Origin of the sequence: Saccharopolyspora kobensis, from assembly GCF_900108315.1 — a bacterium.
In the GTDB taxonomy this organism is placed as follows: Bacteria; Actinomycetota; Actinomycetes; order Mycobacteriales; family Pseudonocardiaceae; genus Saccharopolyspora; species Saccharopolyspora kobensis.
Genome location: NZ_FNVB01000002.1, coordinates 364,393 through 381,732 on the forward strand (window position 1 = coordinate 364,393; position 17,340 = coordinate 381,732).

A 17,340-nucleotide genomic window follows, 5' to 3' on the forward strand; every position below is an offset into this window, starting at 1 on the left:
GATCCCGCAGCCAGGGAACCGCTGAGGTTGCGCCACCCGCACCGCCGCGCAGAACGAGCCCGGAACAGTCTCTTGGGTGGTAATTCCTCGCCATCGCCGCGAGGGGCGGGTCCCGGAACGTAACCTGTGCCGCGCATCGACGACGAGCGGCGGAGGCGAGCTGAATTGACCCGAGCACAGGGGTTGCGCCGGATCCGGGCCGACGTGCTGGTCCTGGCGCTGGGGATGGTGGCGGTCCTGCTGGGCCTGTTCAGCACCGCCGGGGCCGCGGCCAAGGCGCCGAGCACGGCGATGCGCGGGGTGTGGATCGCCTCGGTGGCCAACATCGACTGGCCGAGCAAACCGGGCCTGACCGCCGAGCAGCAGCAGGCCGAGTACCGGAAGCTGCTCGACCAGGCCGTGGACAACAAGCTCAACGCGGTGTTCGTGCAGGTCAGGCCGACGGCGGACGCGTTCTGGCCGTCGCCGCACGAGCCGTGGTCGCACTGGCTGACCGGCGAGCAGGGCAAGGATCCCGGTTACGACCCGCTGAAGTTCGCCGTCGACGAGGCGCACCAGCGCGGACTGGCGTTCCACGCCTGGTTCAACCCGTACCGGGTCAGCATGCAGGCCGATCCGCAGGCGCTGGTGCCCGAGCACCCGGCGCGGCAGCACCCGGACTGGACCTTCGCATACGGCGGCAAGCTGTACTTCGACCCGGGCGTGCCCGAGGCGCGCGAGTTCGTCACCGAGGCGATCATGCACGCGGTGCGCAACTACGACGTGGACGGCGTGCACCTGGACGACTACTTCTACCCCTACCCCGTCGAGGGCGAGCCGATCCCGGACGAGGACACCTTCGCCGAGCACGGCGGGGACTTCACCGACATCGCCGACTGGCGGCGCGACAACGTGAACCGGCTGGTGTCCGAACTGGACAAGCGGGTGCACGAGGCCAGGCCGGACGCGCAGTTCGGCGTCAGCCCGTTCGGCATCTGGCGCAACGCCTCCAGCGACCCGGACGGCTCGGACACCAACGGGCTGGAGTCGTACTCGGCGATCTACGCCGACACCCGCAAGTGGGTCGAGGAGGGCTGGGTCGACTACATCGCCCCGCAGATCTACTGGCCGATCGGCCACGCCGCCGCCGACTACGCGAAACTCGTTCCGTGGTGGTCGAAGACGGTCACCGGCACCGACGTCGACCTCCACATCGGGCAGGCCGCCTACCGGGTCGGCCAGGAGGGCTGGACCGACCCGGGCGAGCTGTCGAAGCACCTGGCGCTCAACGCCGAGCACCCCGGCGTGAAGGGCGACATCTACTTCAGCGCGAAGTCCCTGACCAGCAACGCCGCCGAGGCCATCGCCCGGGTGGTCGAGGAGCACTACGGCGGCTGATCAGTCGGCGGGCTCGTCCCGGTAGATCTGCAGCCGCAGCTCGCGGGCCTTGGTCATGTGGTCCCGCGCCAGGTCGTGCGCCCGGTCCGCGTCGCGCTGCTCGATCGCGTCGATGAGGGCGTGGTGCTCGGCCAGCGCCTCGGACCAGCGGCCCGGGACCTTCAGCGTGGTCGCCGGGTACCGGGTGAGGTGGTTGTTCAGGCGGGTCAGCAGGTCCACGATGGTGCCGTTGTGGCTGGCCACCCAGATCGCCTCGTGCACCGCGCGGTTGGCCGCCGCCATCGCGGGCGGATCATCGGTGGCGGTGTTGTCCATCGCCGTCTGGGCGCGCCGGATGCGGATCAGGTCGAAGTCGCTGCGCCGCTGGGCGGCGGCCGCGGCCGCGGTGGCCTCCAGGGAGATCCGGACCTCGTAGATCTCCAGGATCTCCTCGGGGCTGCGGGTGCGCACCCGCATGCCGCGCTCAGCGCGTTCGACCAGACCGTCCTGCTCCAGGCGGCGCAGCGCCTCGCGGACCGGCGTGCGGCTGGTGCCGTACTTCTCCGCCAGGGCCAGCTCGACCAGTTGGGCCCCGGCCTCGAACGTGCCGTCGACGATCTCGCCGCGCAGCCGGTCGTACACCTCGGACAGCGCCGCCCCCTCCTTCTGCAGGTCCGCTCGTGGGCGGAGCACTCGACGAGCCACAGCATACCTCGGTATGCATTGCGCTCTCAGGCGATCCGCACGGCCAGCCCCTCCAGGCCCGGCACCGCCGGGAACCGTTGCAGCACCTGGGGATCGTGGCCGGGCACGATCAGTTCCGGGCGGTCCGACAGCGCGTGCAGGACGTCGAAGGCGTCGTACATCGCAGGCAGGTGGGTCACCACCCCGTAGGGCTTGCGCTGCTCCACGTTCTCGTAGAAGTGCGACGCGTCGGCGGCCAGCACCACGTTGCCGACCGCGGTGCGGACCCGCACCACCTGCAGGCCCGGGGTGTGCCCGCCGACCCGGTGCGCGGTCACTCCCGGCACCACCTCGTGCACCCCGTCTACCAGGCGCACCCGGCCGGTGAAGTTCTGCTCCACGAGGTATCCGACGTCAGCCGGTTCCACGAAGTGCGCCAGCTGCCCGCGGGCGGCGTGCCGGGACGTCCAGAACGCCAGCTCCGACTCCTGCAGCACCACTTCCGCCCGCGGGAAGTCCGCCACGTGCCCGGAGTGGTCGTAGTGCAGGTGGCTGATCACCAGGTGCCCGATGTCGTCCGGGTCCACGCCCAGCGCGCGGATGGTGTCCATCGGGGATCGCAAGTAGTCGCGGTTCCCGCGCTCGGCGGCCGTTTCCGGGGTGAAACCGGCGTCGACGAGCACGGCGCGGGAGCCCGAGACCGCCAGCCACACGTAGTAGGAGATCGGCCAGTCGTCCAGGGCGCACGGGTCGTGGCCGTAGAAGTGCTCACCGCGCACCGACGCGTCCCGGTGCGCGAACCTGATGGCGTACACCTGGAATTCCTCAGCCACGGCGCGCCGACCTCCCCGCACCGGCACCGGCCAGCCGCCCGAACACCGCCCCGGAGGTCAGGCCGCTGCCGCCCGGGTAGTTGCCGGAGAACAACCCGCCGACCATCTCCCCTGCGGCGTAGAACCCCTCGATCGGGCGGCCGCCGGTGTCCAGGACCCGAGCGGACTCGTCGACGTGCAGGCCGCCGAAGGTGAAGGTGATGCCGCAGCCGACGGCGTAGCCGTAGTACGGGGCGGTGTCCAGGGCCTGCGCCCAGTTGGACTTCGGCGGATCGACCCGCGCGGCCCGGCCGTCCTTGACCGCCGGGTCGAACGGGCGGTCCACTATGGACCCGTTGAACTCGTCGACGGTGCGCTGCAGGCCCGCGGCGTCGATGCCCAGCCGCGCGGCGAGCTCGGCGAGCGAGTCGGCCTGCGCTCCGGCGATCGGCCGCGAGTCGTACTCCTCCTTCCGCAGCAGCGGGCGGGTCTTGGCGTCGAAGAGCTGGAACGCGCGGCCCTGCGGCTGGCGCAGGATCTCCCGGCCGTACTTGGCGTAGGTGTAGTTGCGGAAGTCCGCTCCTTCGTCGACGAACCGGTCGCCGTCGACGTTGACCACGATGCCGATCGGATAGCTCTGCCGGGTCAGCTGGTTGGTCAGCTCCCGGTTGCCGCCGGTCGGGCTGCCGTCGGCGTCCCAGGCGACGCTGTGGCAGGAACCCCAGTCGCCGTGCGGAGCGGCGCCGGCGGCCAGCGCGAGTTCGAGCACCTCGCCGGTGTTGGTGGGAGTGCCGCGGACCAGCGCGCGGTCCCAGCCCTCGCCGAGGTGCTCGGCGCGGCGCCGCGGGTCGGACTCGAACCCACCGGCCGAGAGCACCACGGCACCGGCGGTGACGCGGTGCTCGGCGCCATCGGAGTCGCGGTAGGTGACGCCGCGCTCGGCCAGGTGCAGCGCGGTGACCTCCGCGCCGTAGCGGATCTCCACACCGGCTTCGAGCGCGGCCCGGGTGTGCTGGGCGATGAGCCCCTTGCCGCCGCCGACGGTGCCGACGAACAGGCCGCCGGAGAACACCCACTTGCCGTCGGAGAGGTAGGACTGCCGCTCGTACATCAGCCGCCACCTGATGCCCTTGGTCGCCAGCCAGCGCACCGCGTCGGCGGAGCGGGAGACCAGCACCTCGGTCAGCACCGGGTCGCACCTGCCGCCGGTGACCCGCTCCATGTCGGCCTCGAACGCGCTCGCCGGGTAGGCGGGCACCACGGCGTCGGCGTGCCGCTCGTCGGGTTCGAGCAGATCGGCGACCTCGTCGATGCTGTCGATGGCGAACCGGAACGCGCCCGCGGTGTAGAACGAGTTGCCCCCGGCCGCGGCTTCGGGCGCCTTCTCCAGCAGCAGCACCCTCGCGCCCTGCTCCACGGCCGAATGCGCGGCGGAGAACCCGGCGTTGCCGCCGCCGACCACCACCACGTCGAACTCGTCGGTCATGCTTCGTCTCCCTCGTCGTCGGAGGTTTCGGTCATGGGGCGCCCGGTCCAGCGCTCCCAGAGCGTGGCGATCGAGGCGTAGTCGAGCCGGCCGAGGCCTTCGGCGACGCCGAGCTCGTAGACGGTGTGCGCGCCTTGGATGCCGAACAGCGGCACACCGGTGTCCTGGGCCATGGCCAGCGCCAGGGTGGAATCCTTGCGGGCGGCTTCGGTGGGCATGCCGCCCTCGTAGTCACCGCGCAGGATCCGCTCCGCGAACCGGTGCGTCAGCGGCCGCGTCAGCCCGGCTTCCGGCCCGGACAGCAGCGCGGCCAGCGCCGAACCGGACACCCCGGTGGCCGCGGCCAGCGCCCCGGCCTCGGCCAGCACCACCATCACGGCGTGCGCCACCGCGTTGTTGATCACCTTCGCGGCCATGCCGCTGCCCACCGGCCCGAACCTGGTGGTGGTCGCGCTGATCGCGCCCATCACCCCGGCCACCTTGTCCACATCGGACTCATCACCGCCGACCAGCAGCGTCGCGGTGCCGCCCGCCATCTGGGACACGCCCGAGAGGATCGCCGCGTCCACGACACCGATGCCGTGCGCCGCGCAGATCCGCTGCTCCTCGAGCACATCGGCGGGGTTGACCGTGCTGGTCTCCAGGATCACGCCGCCCGCGCGCATCCGCGGCGCGAGCTCGGCGATCACCTGCAGCGAGATCTTCGGCGCGGGCAGCGAGAGCACCACGACGTCGGACTCCGCGAGGTCGGCCACCGACCCGGCTGCGGTGACCTGCGGGTGCTCGACGGCCCGCGCGACCCGCTCCGGGTCGAGGTCGAACACGCGAAGCGGTCCGCGCGCGGCGAGGCGACCGGCGACAGCGCCGCCCATGTTCCCCAGGCCGCACAGCGAAACGGTGTCACTCACCGGCGTTCTCCTTCCAATTCCGGACTCGGCATCAGTCATGCCCCTTCGCCGAACCTGCTTTTGAAGCGGCGTAGCCGCTCAGCCCACCCTCGGCGCTCGCACCGCCGCGCAAAACGAGTTCGTCGGAGAAGAACTCAGAGGCGGATCGAGAACGGATCCGGGGTCCGGCCGGTGAGGTCGACCATCACGTTCTTCGTGCTCAGGTACTCGTGCAGTGCTTCCTCACCGCGTTCGCGGCCGTAACCGGACTTCCGGGTGCCGCCGAACGGCGCCTGCGCGGCGCTGGCCCGGTAGGTGTTCACCCACACCGTGCCCGCCCGAAGCCGCTTGGCGACGCGGTGGGCGCGGGTCAGGTCGTTGGTCCAGATGCCCGAGGCCAGGCCGAAGTCGCTGTCGTTGGCGATCGCGACGGCCTCGTCGTCGTCGGCGAACGGGATCGCGCTGAGCACCGGGCCGAAGATCTCCTCGCGGGCCAGCGCCGAGGTGTTGGCCACGTCGGCGAACACCGTCGGCCGCACGAACAGGCCCTCCCCCAGCGCCGGGTCGTCGACCGGCCCGGCACCGGCCAGCACGCGGGCCCCGGACTCGACACCGGCGGCGATGGCGCGCTGGATGCGATCGCGCTGCGGCTCGTTGGCGACCGGTCCCATCTGCGTCCGCGGGTCCACCGGATCGCCCAGGCGGATCTCCGCGGCGCGCGCCGCGACCGCCTGCACCACCTGTTCGTAGACCGATTCGTGCACCAGCAGCCGGCTTCCCGCGATGCAGGTCTGCCCGCCCGCCGCGAAGATCCCGGCGACCGCGCCGGTGACCGCCCGGTCCAGGTCGGCGTCGGCGAAGACGATGTTCGGCGACTTGCCGCCCAGTTCCAGGGTGACCGGAACCAGGTTCTTCGCGGCGGCAGCGGCGATGGCGCTGCCGGTCGGGACGCTGCCGGTGAAGCTGATCCGGTCCAGGCCGGCGTGCTCGGTCAGCGCGATCCCGGCCTGCGGGCCGCCGGTCACGATGTTGATCACGCCCGGCGGAAATCCGGCCTGCTCCACGAGATCCGCCATCCGCAGCGTGGTCGCCGAGGCGTGCTCGGACGGCTTGACCACCGCGCAGCACCCGGCCGCCAGCGCCGGGGCGAGCTTGTTGGCCAGCAGCTGCATCGGCGAGTTCCACGCGGTGATCAGCGCGGCGACGCCGATCGGCTCGGCCACCGTGTAGTCCAGGGTGTCGGGGTTGTCCAGCGGGATGGTGCGCCCGCAGAGCTTGTCGGCGTACCCGGCGAAGAACCGGTAGTTGCGAGCCGCGAAACGGGCCTGGCCGGTGGTTTCGCGGAGCAGCTTGCCGTTGTCGGCGGACTCCAGGCGCCCCAGCTCGTCGGCGTGCTCCTCGACCAGCGCGGCCAACCGGTGCATCAGTTCGGCGCGGCGGACGCCGGGGGTCGTCGACCAGCCGCCGTCGAAGGCGGCCCGAGCGGCCGCGACCGCCGCGTCGACGTCCTGCGGGCCGGCGTCCGGGACGGCGGCGAACTCGGCACCCGTGAAGGGGTTGATCGCGGGCAGCTCCTGCCCGGTGGACGCCCGCACCCGCTGCCCACCGACGAGCATCCGGAAATCGGGGTTGGTCATGAGGCGCACTCCGTGTCGGTCGTCGGCTTCGCGGCGCATCGGGGCACTCTCGGCTCACATCGGCACGCCGTTGTATACAGCAGAATACGCACACCGCAGCTCCGCCTGTCAAGCAGGAGATAGCACTCCCTCGACGTGAAAGCCTGCGCGACGAAAAGGGTCTTGACGCGGAAGGACGCAAACGTATCCTGCTGCATACAGTCGCGCTCCGCTGTCTCCGCAGTGGCCGCTGTCATCCCCCGCAGAGAGGAACAACGATGTCCGCTGCGATCGCGACCAGCGTGGTCTGCCTGGTCCTGATGTTCGCCCTGGCGATCAGCTTCAACGTCAACATCGGCGCGCTGGGCTTCGTCGCCGCGCTGGTGGTCGCCACCGTCGGCGGGCTGTCCGCGGACCAGCTGCTGGAGTCGTTCCCGGCCGACATCTTCGTGCTGATCGCCGGGGTCACGCACCTGTTCGCGATCGCCCGCGAGAACGGCACCGTCGAGCTCATCATCCGGACCGGGGTGCGGCTGGTCGCGGGCAAGGTGGCGCTGATCCCGGTGGTGTTCGGCGCGATCGCCGCACTGCTGGTCGCCTTCGGGGTCTTCCCCTCCGCAGCGCTGGCGCTGCTGGCACCGCTGGCGATGACCTTCGCGGCGCAGTACCGGGTCAGCCCGCTGCTGATGGGCCTGATCGTGCTGCACGGCGTCAACGCGACGGCGATGTCGCCGCTGAACTCCTACGGCGCGGTCACGCAGCGGGTGCTGTCGGAATCAGGGCTGACCGACGTGTCCATCTGGTCGGTGTTCACCCTCTTCCTGGCGATGTACCTGCTGCTGATGACCGCGGTGTACTTCGCCTTCGGCGGTCTGCGCCTGATCCGGCACGGCCACGGCGCGGAACCGGCCGTCGACGGCGTCGGCGCGGAGGTGACCAGGAGCGATGTCACCGGCGAGCAGAAGGTGACGCTGCTGGCCATCGCCGCGCTGGTGGTGCTGGCGCTGGGGCTCGGCCTCGACGTCGGGATCACCGCCTTCGGCCTCGGCGCGCTGCTGACCCTGTTCTTCCCGAAGCGGGCCGACGGCGCGGTCCGGGGCATCTCGTGGAGCGTCATCCTGCTGACCTCGGGGCTGTTCGTCTTCGTCGGGGTCGCCAAGGAGGTCGGCGCGATCGACTACGCCTCCAACGCGATCGGCAGCCTGGGCGACCCGGTGCTGACGACGCTCCTGGCATTCCTGGTCGGCGGCGTCGTCTCGGCGTTCGCCTCCACCACCGCGACGCTCGGCGCGACGTTCCCCATCCTGATCCCGCCGCTGCAGGCCGCCGACTTCCCGCACATCCCCGGCGCGGTGGCCGGTTTCGGCGTGGCGGCCAGCGTCGTGGACGTCAGCCCCACCTCGCCCAGCGGCGCGATGCTGATGGCCAACGTCCGCAACCGCGACAAGCAGGTCTACTTCCGCCAGCTCGTGTTCTACGCGGGCGCGATGGTCGTCACCGGATCGCTGGTCCCGTGGCTCCTGCTGGTGGTGCTCGGCCTGGGCTGAGCCCCGCGAACTCCCGAATCCGATCGCACACCGTCTCACGCGGAGAGGTTCGATGCCGCACACGATCCGAGCACGACAGTCCAGTTCCAGTTCGATGGCGCGGAAGGTCATCGCCGCGAGCTTCATCGGCACCACGGTGGAGTGGTACGACTTCTTCCTCTACGGGACCGCATCGGCCCTGGTCTTCAACCGGCTGTTCTTCCCGCAGTTCTCCTCCCTCGCGGGCACGATCGCCGCTTTCGGCGCGTTCGCCGCGGGTTTCATCGCCCGGCCGATCGGTGGTGTCCTCTTCGGACACTTCGGCGACCGGGTCGGCCGCAAGTCCATGCTCATCTACAGCCTCGTGGGGATGGGTGCGTCCACCGTCGCGATCGGCCTGCTGCCGACCTACGCCCAGATCGGCGTGCTGGCCCCGATCCTGCTCGTGCTGTGCCGGCTGGTCCAGGGATTCGCCGTGGGCGGCGAATGGGGCGGTGCGGTCCTGATGTCCGTCGAGCACTCCCCGGCGCACAAGCGCGGGCTGGCGGGCAGCTGGACCCAGGCCGGCTCCCCCGCCGGGCTGGTCCTCGCCACCGCCGCGTTCGGCGGCTTCTCGATGCTCCCCGACGACGCCTTCCTGAGCTGGGGGTGGCGGGTGCCGTTCCTGCTCAGCGCGGCCCTGGTCGTCGTGGGCATGTTCATCCGGCTCAACGTCATCGAGTCGCCCGAGTTCCAGGAGGTGAAGGAGGCGGGTGCGCGCACCAGGCTGCCGATCGTCGACGCCGTCCGGAACCACCCGCTCAACATCCTGCTCGCCGTCGGTTGCTGCCTGGCACCGTTCGTCAACTTCTACCTCGTCGCGACGTTCGTCCTCACCTACGGCACTTCCTCGCTGGGGCTGGAGCGGTCGGCCGTGCTGGTCGTCGTCGCGATCGCCGCGGTGCTGGAAGTGGTCACCATCCCGCTGGCGGCGACCCTGTCCGACCGCATCGGCCGGCGCAAGGTCTTCCTCACCGGTGCGGCGCTGTTCGCCGCGTTCGCCTACCCGTTCTTCCTCATCAACGAGTCCGCGACCTCCACGTGGGTCCTCGGCCTCACCTGCGTCGTGGGCCTCTCGCTGATCCACCCGCTGATGTACGGACCGATGGCAACCCTGTTCGCGGAGCTGTTCGCGCCCGAAGTCCGGTACAGCGCGGCTTCCCTGGGCTACCAGCTCGGTGCGATCTTCGGCGGCGGCTTCGCACCGCTCGTCCTGACCGCGCTGCTGGCCACCGGTGGTGGTTCCGCGACCGCCCTGCCGCCGTACCTGATCACCGTCAGCGTCCTGACCTTCGCCTCGGTCCACTTCGCCACGCGACCCGGACGCGCGCATTCGACCGAACCCGGGAAGGAGCGCTGAGTTGACCACCGCATGGCTCGACACCGATCTCGCGCGATGGGTCGAAACCTGCCGCGACGACCGGGAGTTGTCCGGTCTCGCCGCCGCGGCCACGGTTACCTTCGGCATTCGCGCCGACGACCGGACGGCACTTTTCGGCTTCCACGGCGGAGAACTCGCCGAACCCGCCGACGACCCGGACTTCGTCCTGGTCGCGGCGGACGCCGACTGGAGCGAGTTCTTCCAGCCCGTGCCGCCGCCGGCCCACCAGAACTTCTTCGGCATGCTGATGCGCGTTCCCGGCGCCCGGGTCGAGGGCAGCGAACTGGCCATGGCGCAGCACGCGCACATCGTCCGCCGGGTGCTGGAGCTGGGGCGGGAGGCGATCTCCGGACCCCTGACCGCCCCGGCCGCGCACCCGGCCCGGGGGAAGGCGCACCTGCGCCCCGGCTACGTGCGCATCAGCGTCCGCGGCGAGCCGGTGGAGATCTTCTACGAGGAGGCGGGCGCGGGGCCGGATGTCCTGCTCCTGCACACCGCGGGCGCCGATGCCCGCCAGTACCACGAGCTGATGGCCGATCCCGCGCTGGCATCGCGCTGCCGCCTCGTCGCGTTCGACCTGCCCGGCCACGGTCGTTCCGGTCTGCTGCCCGGAGTCGTGCCCGGCGGCTACAGCTTGACCACCGACCAGTACGCCACGGCCGTCCTCGCCGTGATCGACGCGTTGGGGCTGGTCTCGCCCGTCGTCAGCGGTTCCTCGATGGGCGGTGAGATCTGCCTGGAGCTGGCGCACCGCGCACCGCACGCCCTCGGCGGCGTGATCGCGTGCGAGGCCAGCGACCGGGTTCCCGGCCGGAAGGTGCCGTGGGCGAAGCACCCCGCGGTCAACGAGTCCACCTTCGTCCCGGAGTGGGTCTACGGGCTCATGGCCCCGCAGAGCCCGGAGCGCTGCCGCCGCGAGGTGTGGTGGGGCTACTCCCAGGGCGGGTTCGGGACCTTCGCCGGCGACATCGACTTCTACAGCGGTGACTGGGACGGCCGCGAGCGGGTCGGCGAGATCGACACCTCCCGGTGCCCGGTGATCATGATGACCGGCGAGTACGACTACTCGTGCACCCCGGCGATGTCGGCGGCGACGGCGCGCAAGATCCCCGGAGCCGTCTTCTGGCCGATGCCGGATCTCGGGCACTTCCCGATGGCGGAGAACCCGCCGCTGTTCGCCGAGCACTTCGCCGCGGCGCTGGACCGCCTCGGGATTCCGTGAGGCGGCGGCTCAGGTCAGCTCCGCGAAGCGCTCCACCTGGTCGCTGCTGCCGGCGACGACCAGGATGTCGCCGTCGTGCACCACCGTCTCGGCGGTCGCGTAGGTGAAGGCCTGCCCCGGCCGCTTGATCGCCACGACGGTCACGCCGTACTTCGAGCGCACCCGCGTGTCGCCGAGCGGGCGGCCGAACGCTTCGGCCGGTGCGCGGGTCTTGGCCAGCGCGTAGTGCTCGTCCTCCAGCTCGATGTAGTCCAGCATCCGGCCCATCACCAGGTGCGCCGTGTTCTTGCCCATCTCGTGCTCCGGCAGCACGACGTGGTGCGCGCCCACCCGCTCCAGGATGCGGCCGTGCTGGTGGCTGGTCGCCTTGGCCCAGATGTTCGGGATGCCGAAGTCCACCAGCAGCGAGGTGGTCAGGATGCTGGCCTCCAGCTCGGTGCCGATGGCCACCACCGCCCTGGTGAACTGGTGCACGCCGAGCTGGCGCAGGCTCTCCGGGTCGGTGGTGTCGGCGACCGCGGTGTGGGTCAGCTCGTCGGCGTGCCGCTGCACGACGGTGGGCCGCGCGTCGATGGCCAGCACCTCCGCGCCGCGCCGCACCAGCTCGCCGGCCAGCGAGCTGCCGAACCGGCCGAGGCCGATCACCACGATCTGATTCGCTGCGTCGTTCCTAGCCAACGATGGGTCGCTCCTCCGGCAGTTCGTAGCGGCGGCCCCGCTCCCGCAGCGCCAGCGCCGAGGCCAGCGTGATCGGGCCGAGCCGGCCGATGAACATCAGTACCACCAGCAGTATCTGCCCGAGCGCGGGGATCTGGGCGGTGATCCCGGTGGACAGGCCGACCGTGGCGAACGCCGAGACCACCTCGAAGAGCACCGCGTCCAGGCCGAAGGGCGTGATCGCCTGGAGCAGCAGCACGCTCAGCACGACGACGCCGACGGCGATCAGCACGATGGTCAGGGCCTGCCGCTGCACGCCTTCCGGCAGCCGCCGCCCCATCACGTGCACGGTCGGTTCGCCGCGGATCTCGGCCAGGATCACGAACGCCAGCAGCGCGAACGTGGTGATCTTGATGCCGCCTGCGGTGCCCGCGCTGCCACCGCCGATGAACATCAGGACGTCGTGCACCAGCAGCGTGCCCGAGTGCATCTCGGCGATGTCGAGGTTGTTGAAACCGGCTGTCCTGGTCATGGTCGCGGCGAAGAATCCGGCCAGCAGCTTGCCCGGCCAGGACAGCGGGCCCAGCGTGCCGGGATTGGTCCACTCGGCGGCGGTGACCACCACCGAGCCGCCGATCAGCAGCACCACCGTGACCCACACCGTGATCTTGGTGTGCAGCGTCCAGCGGCGCGGCTGGCGCAACCTGCTGAACAGCTCCAGCCACACCGGGAACCCGAGCCCGCCCGCGATCACCGCGAGGGCGATCGGCAGGCAGAACCAGGCGTCGGTGACGAAGCCCATCAGGTTGTCGGTGCGCAGCGCGAAGCCCGCGTTGTTGAACGCCGAGACCGCGTGGAACACCCCTTCGTAGACCGCGCGGCCGAACCCGAGCCCGTAGCCGGTCACCAGCCGCGCGGTCAACGCCACCGCCACCACCAGCTCGAACAGCAGGCTGAGCAGCAGGATGCGGCCCACCACCCGCCGGACGTCGCCGAGCCCGAGCGTCTTGGTCTCGGCTTGCGCGGTGAGCCGCATGCGCAGGCCGAACCGGCGGAACACCAGCAGACTCAGCAGCGAGGCGAGCGTCATGATGCCCAGCCCGCCCAGCTGGATCAGGACGAGGATGATCACTTCCCCCGCGGTGGACCAGTACGTCGGCGTGTCCACCACGATCAGGCCGGTCACGCACGCCGCCGACGTCGCGGTGAACAGCGCGACGATCAGCCCGGTCGGTTCGCCGGACTCGGTGGCGAAGGGCATCGACAGCAGCAGCGTGCCGACGGCGATCAGCCCGGCGAAACCCAGCACGACGGACACCGCGGGCTGCCTGCGCACCGCGGCGAGGCGCCGACCGCTGCCCTGGAGGACGTTCACGGGTGGGACAGTACTGGGCCGGGCGCTACGGCGCGTCGATCACCACGACACCGTCCTGATCGGCCACGACGTACTCGCCGGGGACGAACCGGACACCGCCGAGCTCGACGACCTCGTCCACCGCGCCCTCACCGGTCTTGGTGCTCTTGCGCGGGTTGGTGCCCAGCGCCTTGACGCCGAACTCCATCCCGGCCAGCACCGCCGAATCGCGCACCGCGCCGTTGATGATCGCGCCGCTCCAGCCGTTGGACCGGCCCAGCTCGGCGATCAGGTCGCCCATCAGCGCGGTGTGCAGCGAACCCCGGCCGTCGATCACCAGCACCTGCCCCTCGCCCGGCGCGGACAGGACCTCCTTGAGCAGGGCGTTGTCCTGGAAGCACTTGACCGTGCGGATCCGCCCCTCGAAGGCAGGGCGCCCGCCGAAGTCGCGGAACTGCACGTCGCAGCTGCGCACCTCCGGGCCTTCCCGATCCGCGAGATCAGCAGTCGCCAGACTCGGTTCCGCCTCGCCGCGATTTTCAGCGGTGGTCGCGTCCGGGGTCGCGCCCGCGTTTGGCGGTTTCTGGTGGCCGGGTTGCATCACGGTCCCCCTGATGAGGTGCGGTTGAGCAGGACTCCGGTTGACACAAGGGGTGTCATGCGTCCTCCCAACGGGCTTGACGTGGGTCGCGAGCGTACCCACGGGTAGCCGTTGTCCGCGCGGTACCGCGATCAACACCACACCCGGCGATCAGCCGCAGTTCTCGGCTCGTTTCAGGAGCAGTTCGCGCTCGCGGGTGTTCGCGGTCAGGTCGGCGGCGCGCTCGAACTCGGCGCGGGCTTCGGCCGGCCGGTCCAGCTTGACCAGGAGGTCGCCCCGGACGCTGGGCAGCAGGTGGTAGCCGTCCAGCGAACCCTCGGCCACCAGCTGGTCGACGAGGTGCAGGCCGTGCTCGGGGCCGAAGGCCATCGACACCGCCACCGCGCGGTTGAGCTCCACCACCGGCGACGGCGTGACCTCCGAGAGCTGCTCGTAGATCCGGGCGATCCGCGGCCAGTCGGTCTCCGCCGCGGTGCGCGCCCGCGCGTGGCAGGCCGCGATCGCCGCTTGCAGCCGGTATGGGCCGGGCGGCGCGTCGATCTCCTCCGCCCGCTGCAGCGCGGCGAGGCCGCGGCGGATCAGCAGCTGGTCCCAGCGCGTGCGGTCCTGCTCCAGCAGCAGCACGGGCTCACCGCTGGGGCCGGTGCGCGCGGCGGTGCGGGACGCCTGGATCTCCAGCAGCGCGACCAGGCCGTGCACCTCGGGTTCGCCGGGCACCAGACCGGCCAGGATCCGCCCGAGCCGCAGCGCGTCGTCGCACAGCTCGGTGCGCAGCCAGTCCGCGCCGGAGGTGGCCGTGTAGCCCTCGTTGAAGATGAGGTAGACGACTTCCAGCACCGCGGGCAACCGCGCGGCGAGCTCGTCCCCGCTCGGTGCTTCGAACGGGATCTGCTTGCGCGCCAACGTCTTCTTGGCCCGCACGATGCGCTGCGCGATGGTCGGCTCGGGCACCAGGAAGGCGCGGGCGATCTCCTTGGTGGTCAGCCCGCACAGCACGCGCAGGGCCAGCGCCACCCGCGCCTCGGTGGACAGCACCGGGTGGCAGGCGGTGAACACCAGGCGCAGCAGGTCGTCGCCGAAGTCCGGGCCGGTGTCCACCTCGATCTCGGTGTGCTGCCGCTGTTCCAGGTCCCGGCCGATCTCCTGCTGCTTGCGCGCCAGCCGCTCCTTGCGGCGCAGCTGGTCGATCGCCCGGTGCTTGGCGGTGGACATCAGCCAGGCGCCGGGATTGGGCGGAACCCCGGTCTCCGGCCACTTCTCCAGCGCGATGAGCAGCGCGTCCTGCGCCAGTTCCTCGGCCTGGCCGACGTCCTGCACGAGCCGCGCCAGCCCGGCGATGAGGCGGGCCGCCTCGATCCGCCAGACCGCTTCGATGGCGCGGTGGGTTTCGGAAACCGTCACCACGCCATCTCAGCACACCTGGTCAGGCGATTCCGCCCGCTTCGCGGACCTGCGCGCGCAGGTTGGCCTCGCGCTCGGCCTCCTCCTCGGACATCTCGAAGTCCTCGGCCTCGAACACGCGCCGCACCTCGACCGGCTCCGGGCACCGCTTGGCCCACTCCACGGCCTCCTCGCGGGAGCGGACCTGGAGCAGCCAGAACCCGGCGATCAGCTCCTTGGCCTCGGTGAACGGCCCGTCCACCACGGATCGGCCACCGCCGGTGGCGATCTCGGTGCGGAAGCCCTCCGAACTGGGGTGCAGGCCCTCACCGGCCAGCAGCACGCCGGACTTGACCAGCTCCTCGTTGTAGTCCCCCATCGCCTTGAGCTCCTCCGGGCTCGGCATCGCGCCGTTCTCGGTCTCGGGGGTGGACTTCACGATCATCATGTATCGCATCGCAGTCGCTTCCTGATCGTCCGCCGCTCTGGTGCGGTCGGTGCCCGTTTTCTACCAGCAGCGAGGCGGTTTCAACCGGTGAACTCGCGGATCTGCGCAGTCGGCCAGTCCTCCCGCGCCGCGCCGGGGAAGTCCTCGACCGCCAGCACCTGCAGCACGGTGACCGGTGCCGGGCAGCGCTTGGCCCACTCGACCATCTCCTCGCGGGAGCGCACCTGGAGCACCCAGAACCCGGCGATCACCTCCTCGGTGCCGGGAAACGGCCCGCGCACCACGGTTCGCCCGCCACCCGGGGCGAGCTCGGTCCGGAACCCCTCGGAACTGGGGTGCAGGCCTTCACCGGCCAGCAGCACGCCCGCCCGGACCAGCGTCTCGTTGTAGTCCCCCATCGCTTCGACGTCCGCCGGTCCCGGCGCACCGGCTCCGGCCATGACCGCCATCAGGAATCTCATCTCGGGGCCCTCCCTGTCGGTGGCGGCCGGTCCGCCCGGCCGCTCACCGATGCATCGAGCGGGCGACCCCGAGATCGACACGTCCCGCGGACTTTCGCGGCTCAACCCGCCAGGTGCCGCCGGATGAGGTCGTTGGCGCGCTGCGGCCGCTCCATGTTCGTCATGTGCCCGCAGTCGGCGAACTCGACCAGTTCCGCGTTCGGCATCCGGCGCGCCGCCTCACCGGCCATCCGGTGCAGGTCGGTGGACTCCAGCTCACCGACCACCAGCACGGTCGGCGTGGCGATCTCCTCCAGCCGGCTGCGCACGTCCACCTCCAGCTGGCGACCGGTCGCGGTGTGGTGGGCGGTGATCGTGGTCATCGCCATCTCCCAGCAGCGCCGCCGGATCTCCGGGTCGACCTGGTCGGGCTCGCGGTGCGGGCCGTCCACCGCGAGGCGCATGAGGGATTCGACGAACCCGTCGGCGTCCATCGCCTCCTTCGCCGCCTCCTGCTCCCGGTAGCGGTCCAGCACGAACGGGTCGTGGAACTCCACCGGCGGCACGCCCGGCCCGAACAGCACCATCCGGTCCACCCGCTCCGGATGCTGCAGGGCGAACATGAACGCGGTGAGCCCGCCCATGGAATTGCCCACCAGGGAGGCGCTTTCGAGCTCGAAGTGGTCCAGCACCGCCAGCAGGTCCTCGTGCGGGTGCATGTCGGCCATCAGGGTGCTGGAGCGCCCGTGCGACCGCGCGTCGTAGCGGATCAGCCGGTGGTCCGCGGCCAGGTCGAGCTGCTCGTCCCACATCCCGGCGCCGAAGAAACCGGCGTGCAGCATGACGACCGGTGGGCCCGAGCCCACCACCTCGACGTGCAGCTCACCGCCGGGGACGGGGATCTTCGTGATGTCGATGGTGTTCATGGCAACCAAGGTGTCATAATGACACCATGGTTGGCAACTCTCCGCTCCCGCCGGACGAACTGGGACCGCGACTGGCCGAGGTCTACGCCGTCCTCGGCCCGCTCTACCGCCGGGTCGCGCGCCTGGTCGAGCACGACAGCCCCCGCAACGGCCTGTCCATCGGCGTCCGCGCGGTGCTGGAAAGGCTCGAGCTGGCAGGCACCGCCGAGACCGTCCCGCAGATCGCGCGAACCCTGGAGCTGAGCAGGCAGTTCGTGCAGCGCATGGTCAACGACGCGCTGGAGCAGGACTTCGTGGTGCTGAAGCCGAACCCCGCGCACCGGCGCTCATCGCTGGTGGACCTCACCGACGCGGGCCGAGCGGCGATCAACGCCCTGCAGCGGCGCGAGCACGAAACCATGGGCCGCGTCGGCGGTGACCTGACCGAAGCCGACATCGAGACGACGCTGCGCGTCCTGCGCCACATGCTCGCCGCCGTCCCCGAAACCGACGGCGCCCGCTGAGCTCCTTCGACCCGGTCGGCGA

At 71.0% G+C, this 17,340-nt stretch carries 17 protein-coding genes; 5 read left to right on the top strand and 12 right to left on the bottom strand.

Annotation, left to right across the window (positions count from 1 at the left end; all coding sequences use genetic code 11):
- Nucleotides 1-165: 165 nt before the first annotated feature.
- Entirely contained in the window at nucleotides 166-1,377 is a 1,212-nt protein-coding gene (locus C4T78_RS01590) for a glycoside hydrolase family 10-like protein (RefSeq protein ID WP_235862985.1), read from the top strand.
- Here the strand turns inward: C4T78_RS01590 and C4T78_RS01595 are convergent, their stop codons facing one another.
- From C4T78_RS01595 to C4T78_RS01615, 5 genes are all read right to left on the bottom strand, one after another.
- Complete coding sequence (locus C4T78_RS01595) at nucleotides 1,378-2,061, bottom strand: GntR family transcriptional regulator (RefSeq protein WP_219915388.1); 684 nt, start codon at nucleotides 2,059-2,061, stop codon at nucleotides 1,378-1,380.
- Between the two features lie 26 nt (nucleotides 2,062-2,087).
- Nucleotides 2,088-2,873 (bottom strand): N-acyl homoserine lactonase family protein, encoded by a 786-nt coding sequence (locus tag C4T78_RS01600; protein WP_177247372.1) that lies wholly within the window; start codon nucleotides 2,871-2,873, stop codon nucleotides 2,088-2,090.
- Nucleotides 2,866-4,338 (bottom strand): FAD-dependent tricarballylate dehydrogenase TcuA, encoded by a 1,473-nt coding sequence (tcuA, locus tag C4T78_RS01605; protein ID WP_093345915.1) that lies wholly within the window; start codon nucleotides 4,336-4,338, stop codon nucleotides 2,866-2,868. Before tcuA ends, C4T78_RS01600 begins: the two co-directional genes overlap by 8 nt.
- Nucleotides 4,335-5,246 carry an NAD(P)-dependent oxidoreductase gene (locus tag C4T78_RS01610; protein WP_218161429.1) on the bottom strand — a complete coding sequence of 304 codons (912 nt, stop codon included), beginning with the start codon at nucleotides 5,244-5,246 and terminating at the stop codon, nucleotides 4,335-4,337. Before C4T78_RS01610 ends, tcuA begins: the two co-directional genes overlap by 4 nt.
- 134 nt (nucleotides 5,247-5,380) lie before the next feature.
- Nucleotides 5,381-6,862 (bottom strand): aldehyde dehydrogenase, encoded by a 1,482-nt coding sequence (locus C4T78_RS01615; protein WP_093348297.1) that lies wholly within the window; start codon nucleotides 6,860-6,862, stop codon nucleotides 5,381-5,383.
- A 257-nt stretch (nucleotides 6,863-7,119) separates the two neighbouring features.
- On the opposite strand from C4T78_RS01615, the gene C4T78_RS01620 reads away from it, so the two are divergent.
- The 3 genes from C4T78_RS01620 to C4T78_RS01630 all read left to right on the top strand — a co-directional run bounded on the left by C4T78_RS01620 (nucleotide 7,120) and on the right by C4T78_RS01630 (nucleotide 11,009).
- Nucleotides 7,120-8,388 carry an SLC13 family permease gene (locus tag C4T78_RS01620; RefSeq protein ID WP_093345910.1) on the top strand — a complete coding sequence of 423 codons (1,269 nt, stop codon included), beginning with the start codon at nucleotides 7,120-7,122 and terminating at the stop codon, nucleotides 8,386-8,388.
- A gap of 94 nt (nucleotides 8,389-8,482) precedes the next feature.
- Nucleotides 8,483-9,766, top strand: a complete 1,284-nt coding sequence (locus C4T78_RS01625; RefSeq protein WP_235862984.1) for an MFS transporter — start codon at nucleotides 8,483-8,485, stop codon at nucleotides 9,764-9,766.
- Between the two features lies 1 nt (nucleotide 9,767).
- Nucleotides 9,768-11,009 carry an alpha/beta fold hydrolase gene (locus tag C4T78_RS01630; protein WP_218161428.1) on the top strand — a complete coding sequence of 414 codons (1,242 nt, stop codon included), beginning with the start codon at nucleotides 9,768-9,770 and terminating at the stop codon, nucleotides 11,007-11,009.
- Nucleotides 11,010-11,018: 9 nt separating this feature from the next.
- Here C4T78_RS01630 and C4T78_RS01635 read toward each other — a convergent pair whose 3' ends face one another.
- From C4T78_RS01635 to C4T78_RS01665, 7 genes are all read right to left on the bottom strand, one after another.
- Nucleotides 11,019-11,687 carry a potassium channel family protein gene (locus tag C4T78_RS01635; RefSeq protein WP_235862983.1) on the bottom strand — a complete coding sequence of 223 codons (669 nt, stop codon included), beginning with the start codon at nucleotides 11,685-11,687 and terminating at the stop codon, nucleotides 11,019-11,021.
- Complete coding sequence (locus C4T78_RS01640; RefSeq protein WP_235862982.1) at nucleotides 11,680-13,041, bottom strand: TrkH family potassium uptake protein; 1,362 nt, start codon at nucleotides 13,039-13,041, stop codon at nucleotides 11,680-11,682. Before C4T78_RS01640 ends, C4T78_RS01635 begins: the two co-directional genes overlap by 8 nt.
- A gap of 25 nt (nucleotides 13,042-13,066) precedes the next feature.
- On the bottom strand, nucleotides 13,067-13,621 hold the full coding sequence (gene rraA / locus C4T78_RS01645) for a ribonuclease E activity regulator RraA (protein ID WP_093345905.1): 555 nt from the start codon (nucleotides 13,619-13,621) through the stop codon (nucleotides 13,067-13,069).
- A 150-nt stretch (nucleotides 13,622-13,771) separates the two neighbouring features.
- Nucleotides 13,772-15,022 (bottom strand): RNA polymerase sigma factor, encoded by a 1,251-nt coding sequence (locus C4T78_RS01650; protein WP_218161427.1) that lies wholly within the window; start codon nucleotides 15,020-15,022, stop codon nucleotides 13,772-13,774.
- A gap of 22 nt (nucleotides 15,023-15,044) precedes the next feature.
- Nucleotides 15,045-15,458: a YciI family protein gene (locus C4T78_RS01655; protein WP_093345900.1), complete on the bottom strand. Its 414-nt coding sequence runs from the start codon at nucleotides 15,456-15,458 to the stop codon at nucleotides 15,045-15,047.
- A 71-nt stretch (nucleotides 15,459-15,529) separates the two neighbouring features.
- A complete protein-coding gene (locus C4T78_RS01660; protein ID WP_093345897.1) occupies nucleotides 15,530-15,910 on the bottom strand; it encodes a YciI family protein in 381 nt (126 codons plus the stop codon).
- A gap of 101 nt (nucleotides 15,911-16,011) precedes the next feature.
- On the bottom strand, nucleotides 16,012-16,815 hold the full coding sequence (locus C4T78_RS01665) for an alpha/beta fold hydrolase (protein WP_093345895.1): 804 nt from the start codon (nucleotides 16,813-16,815) through the stop codon (nucleotides 16,012-16,014).
- A gap of 26 nt (nucleotides 16,816-16,841) precedes the next feature.
- Here C4T78_RS01665 and C4T78_RS01670 point away from each other — a divergent pair, with 26 nt between their 5' ends.
- Nucleotides 16,842-17,318 (top strand): MarR family winged helix-turn-helix transcriptional regulator, encoded by a 477-nt coding sequence (locus C4T78_RS01670; RefSeq protein ID WP_093345892.1) that lies wholly within the window; start codon nucleotides 16,842-16,844, stop codon nucleotides 17,316-17,318.
- Nucleotides 17,319-17,340: the final 22 nt, after the last annotated feature.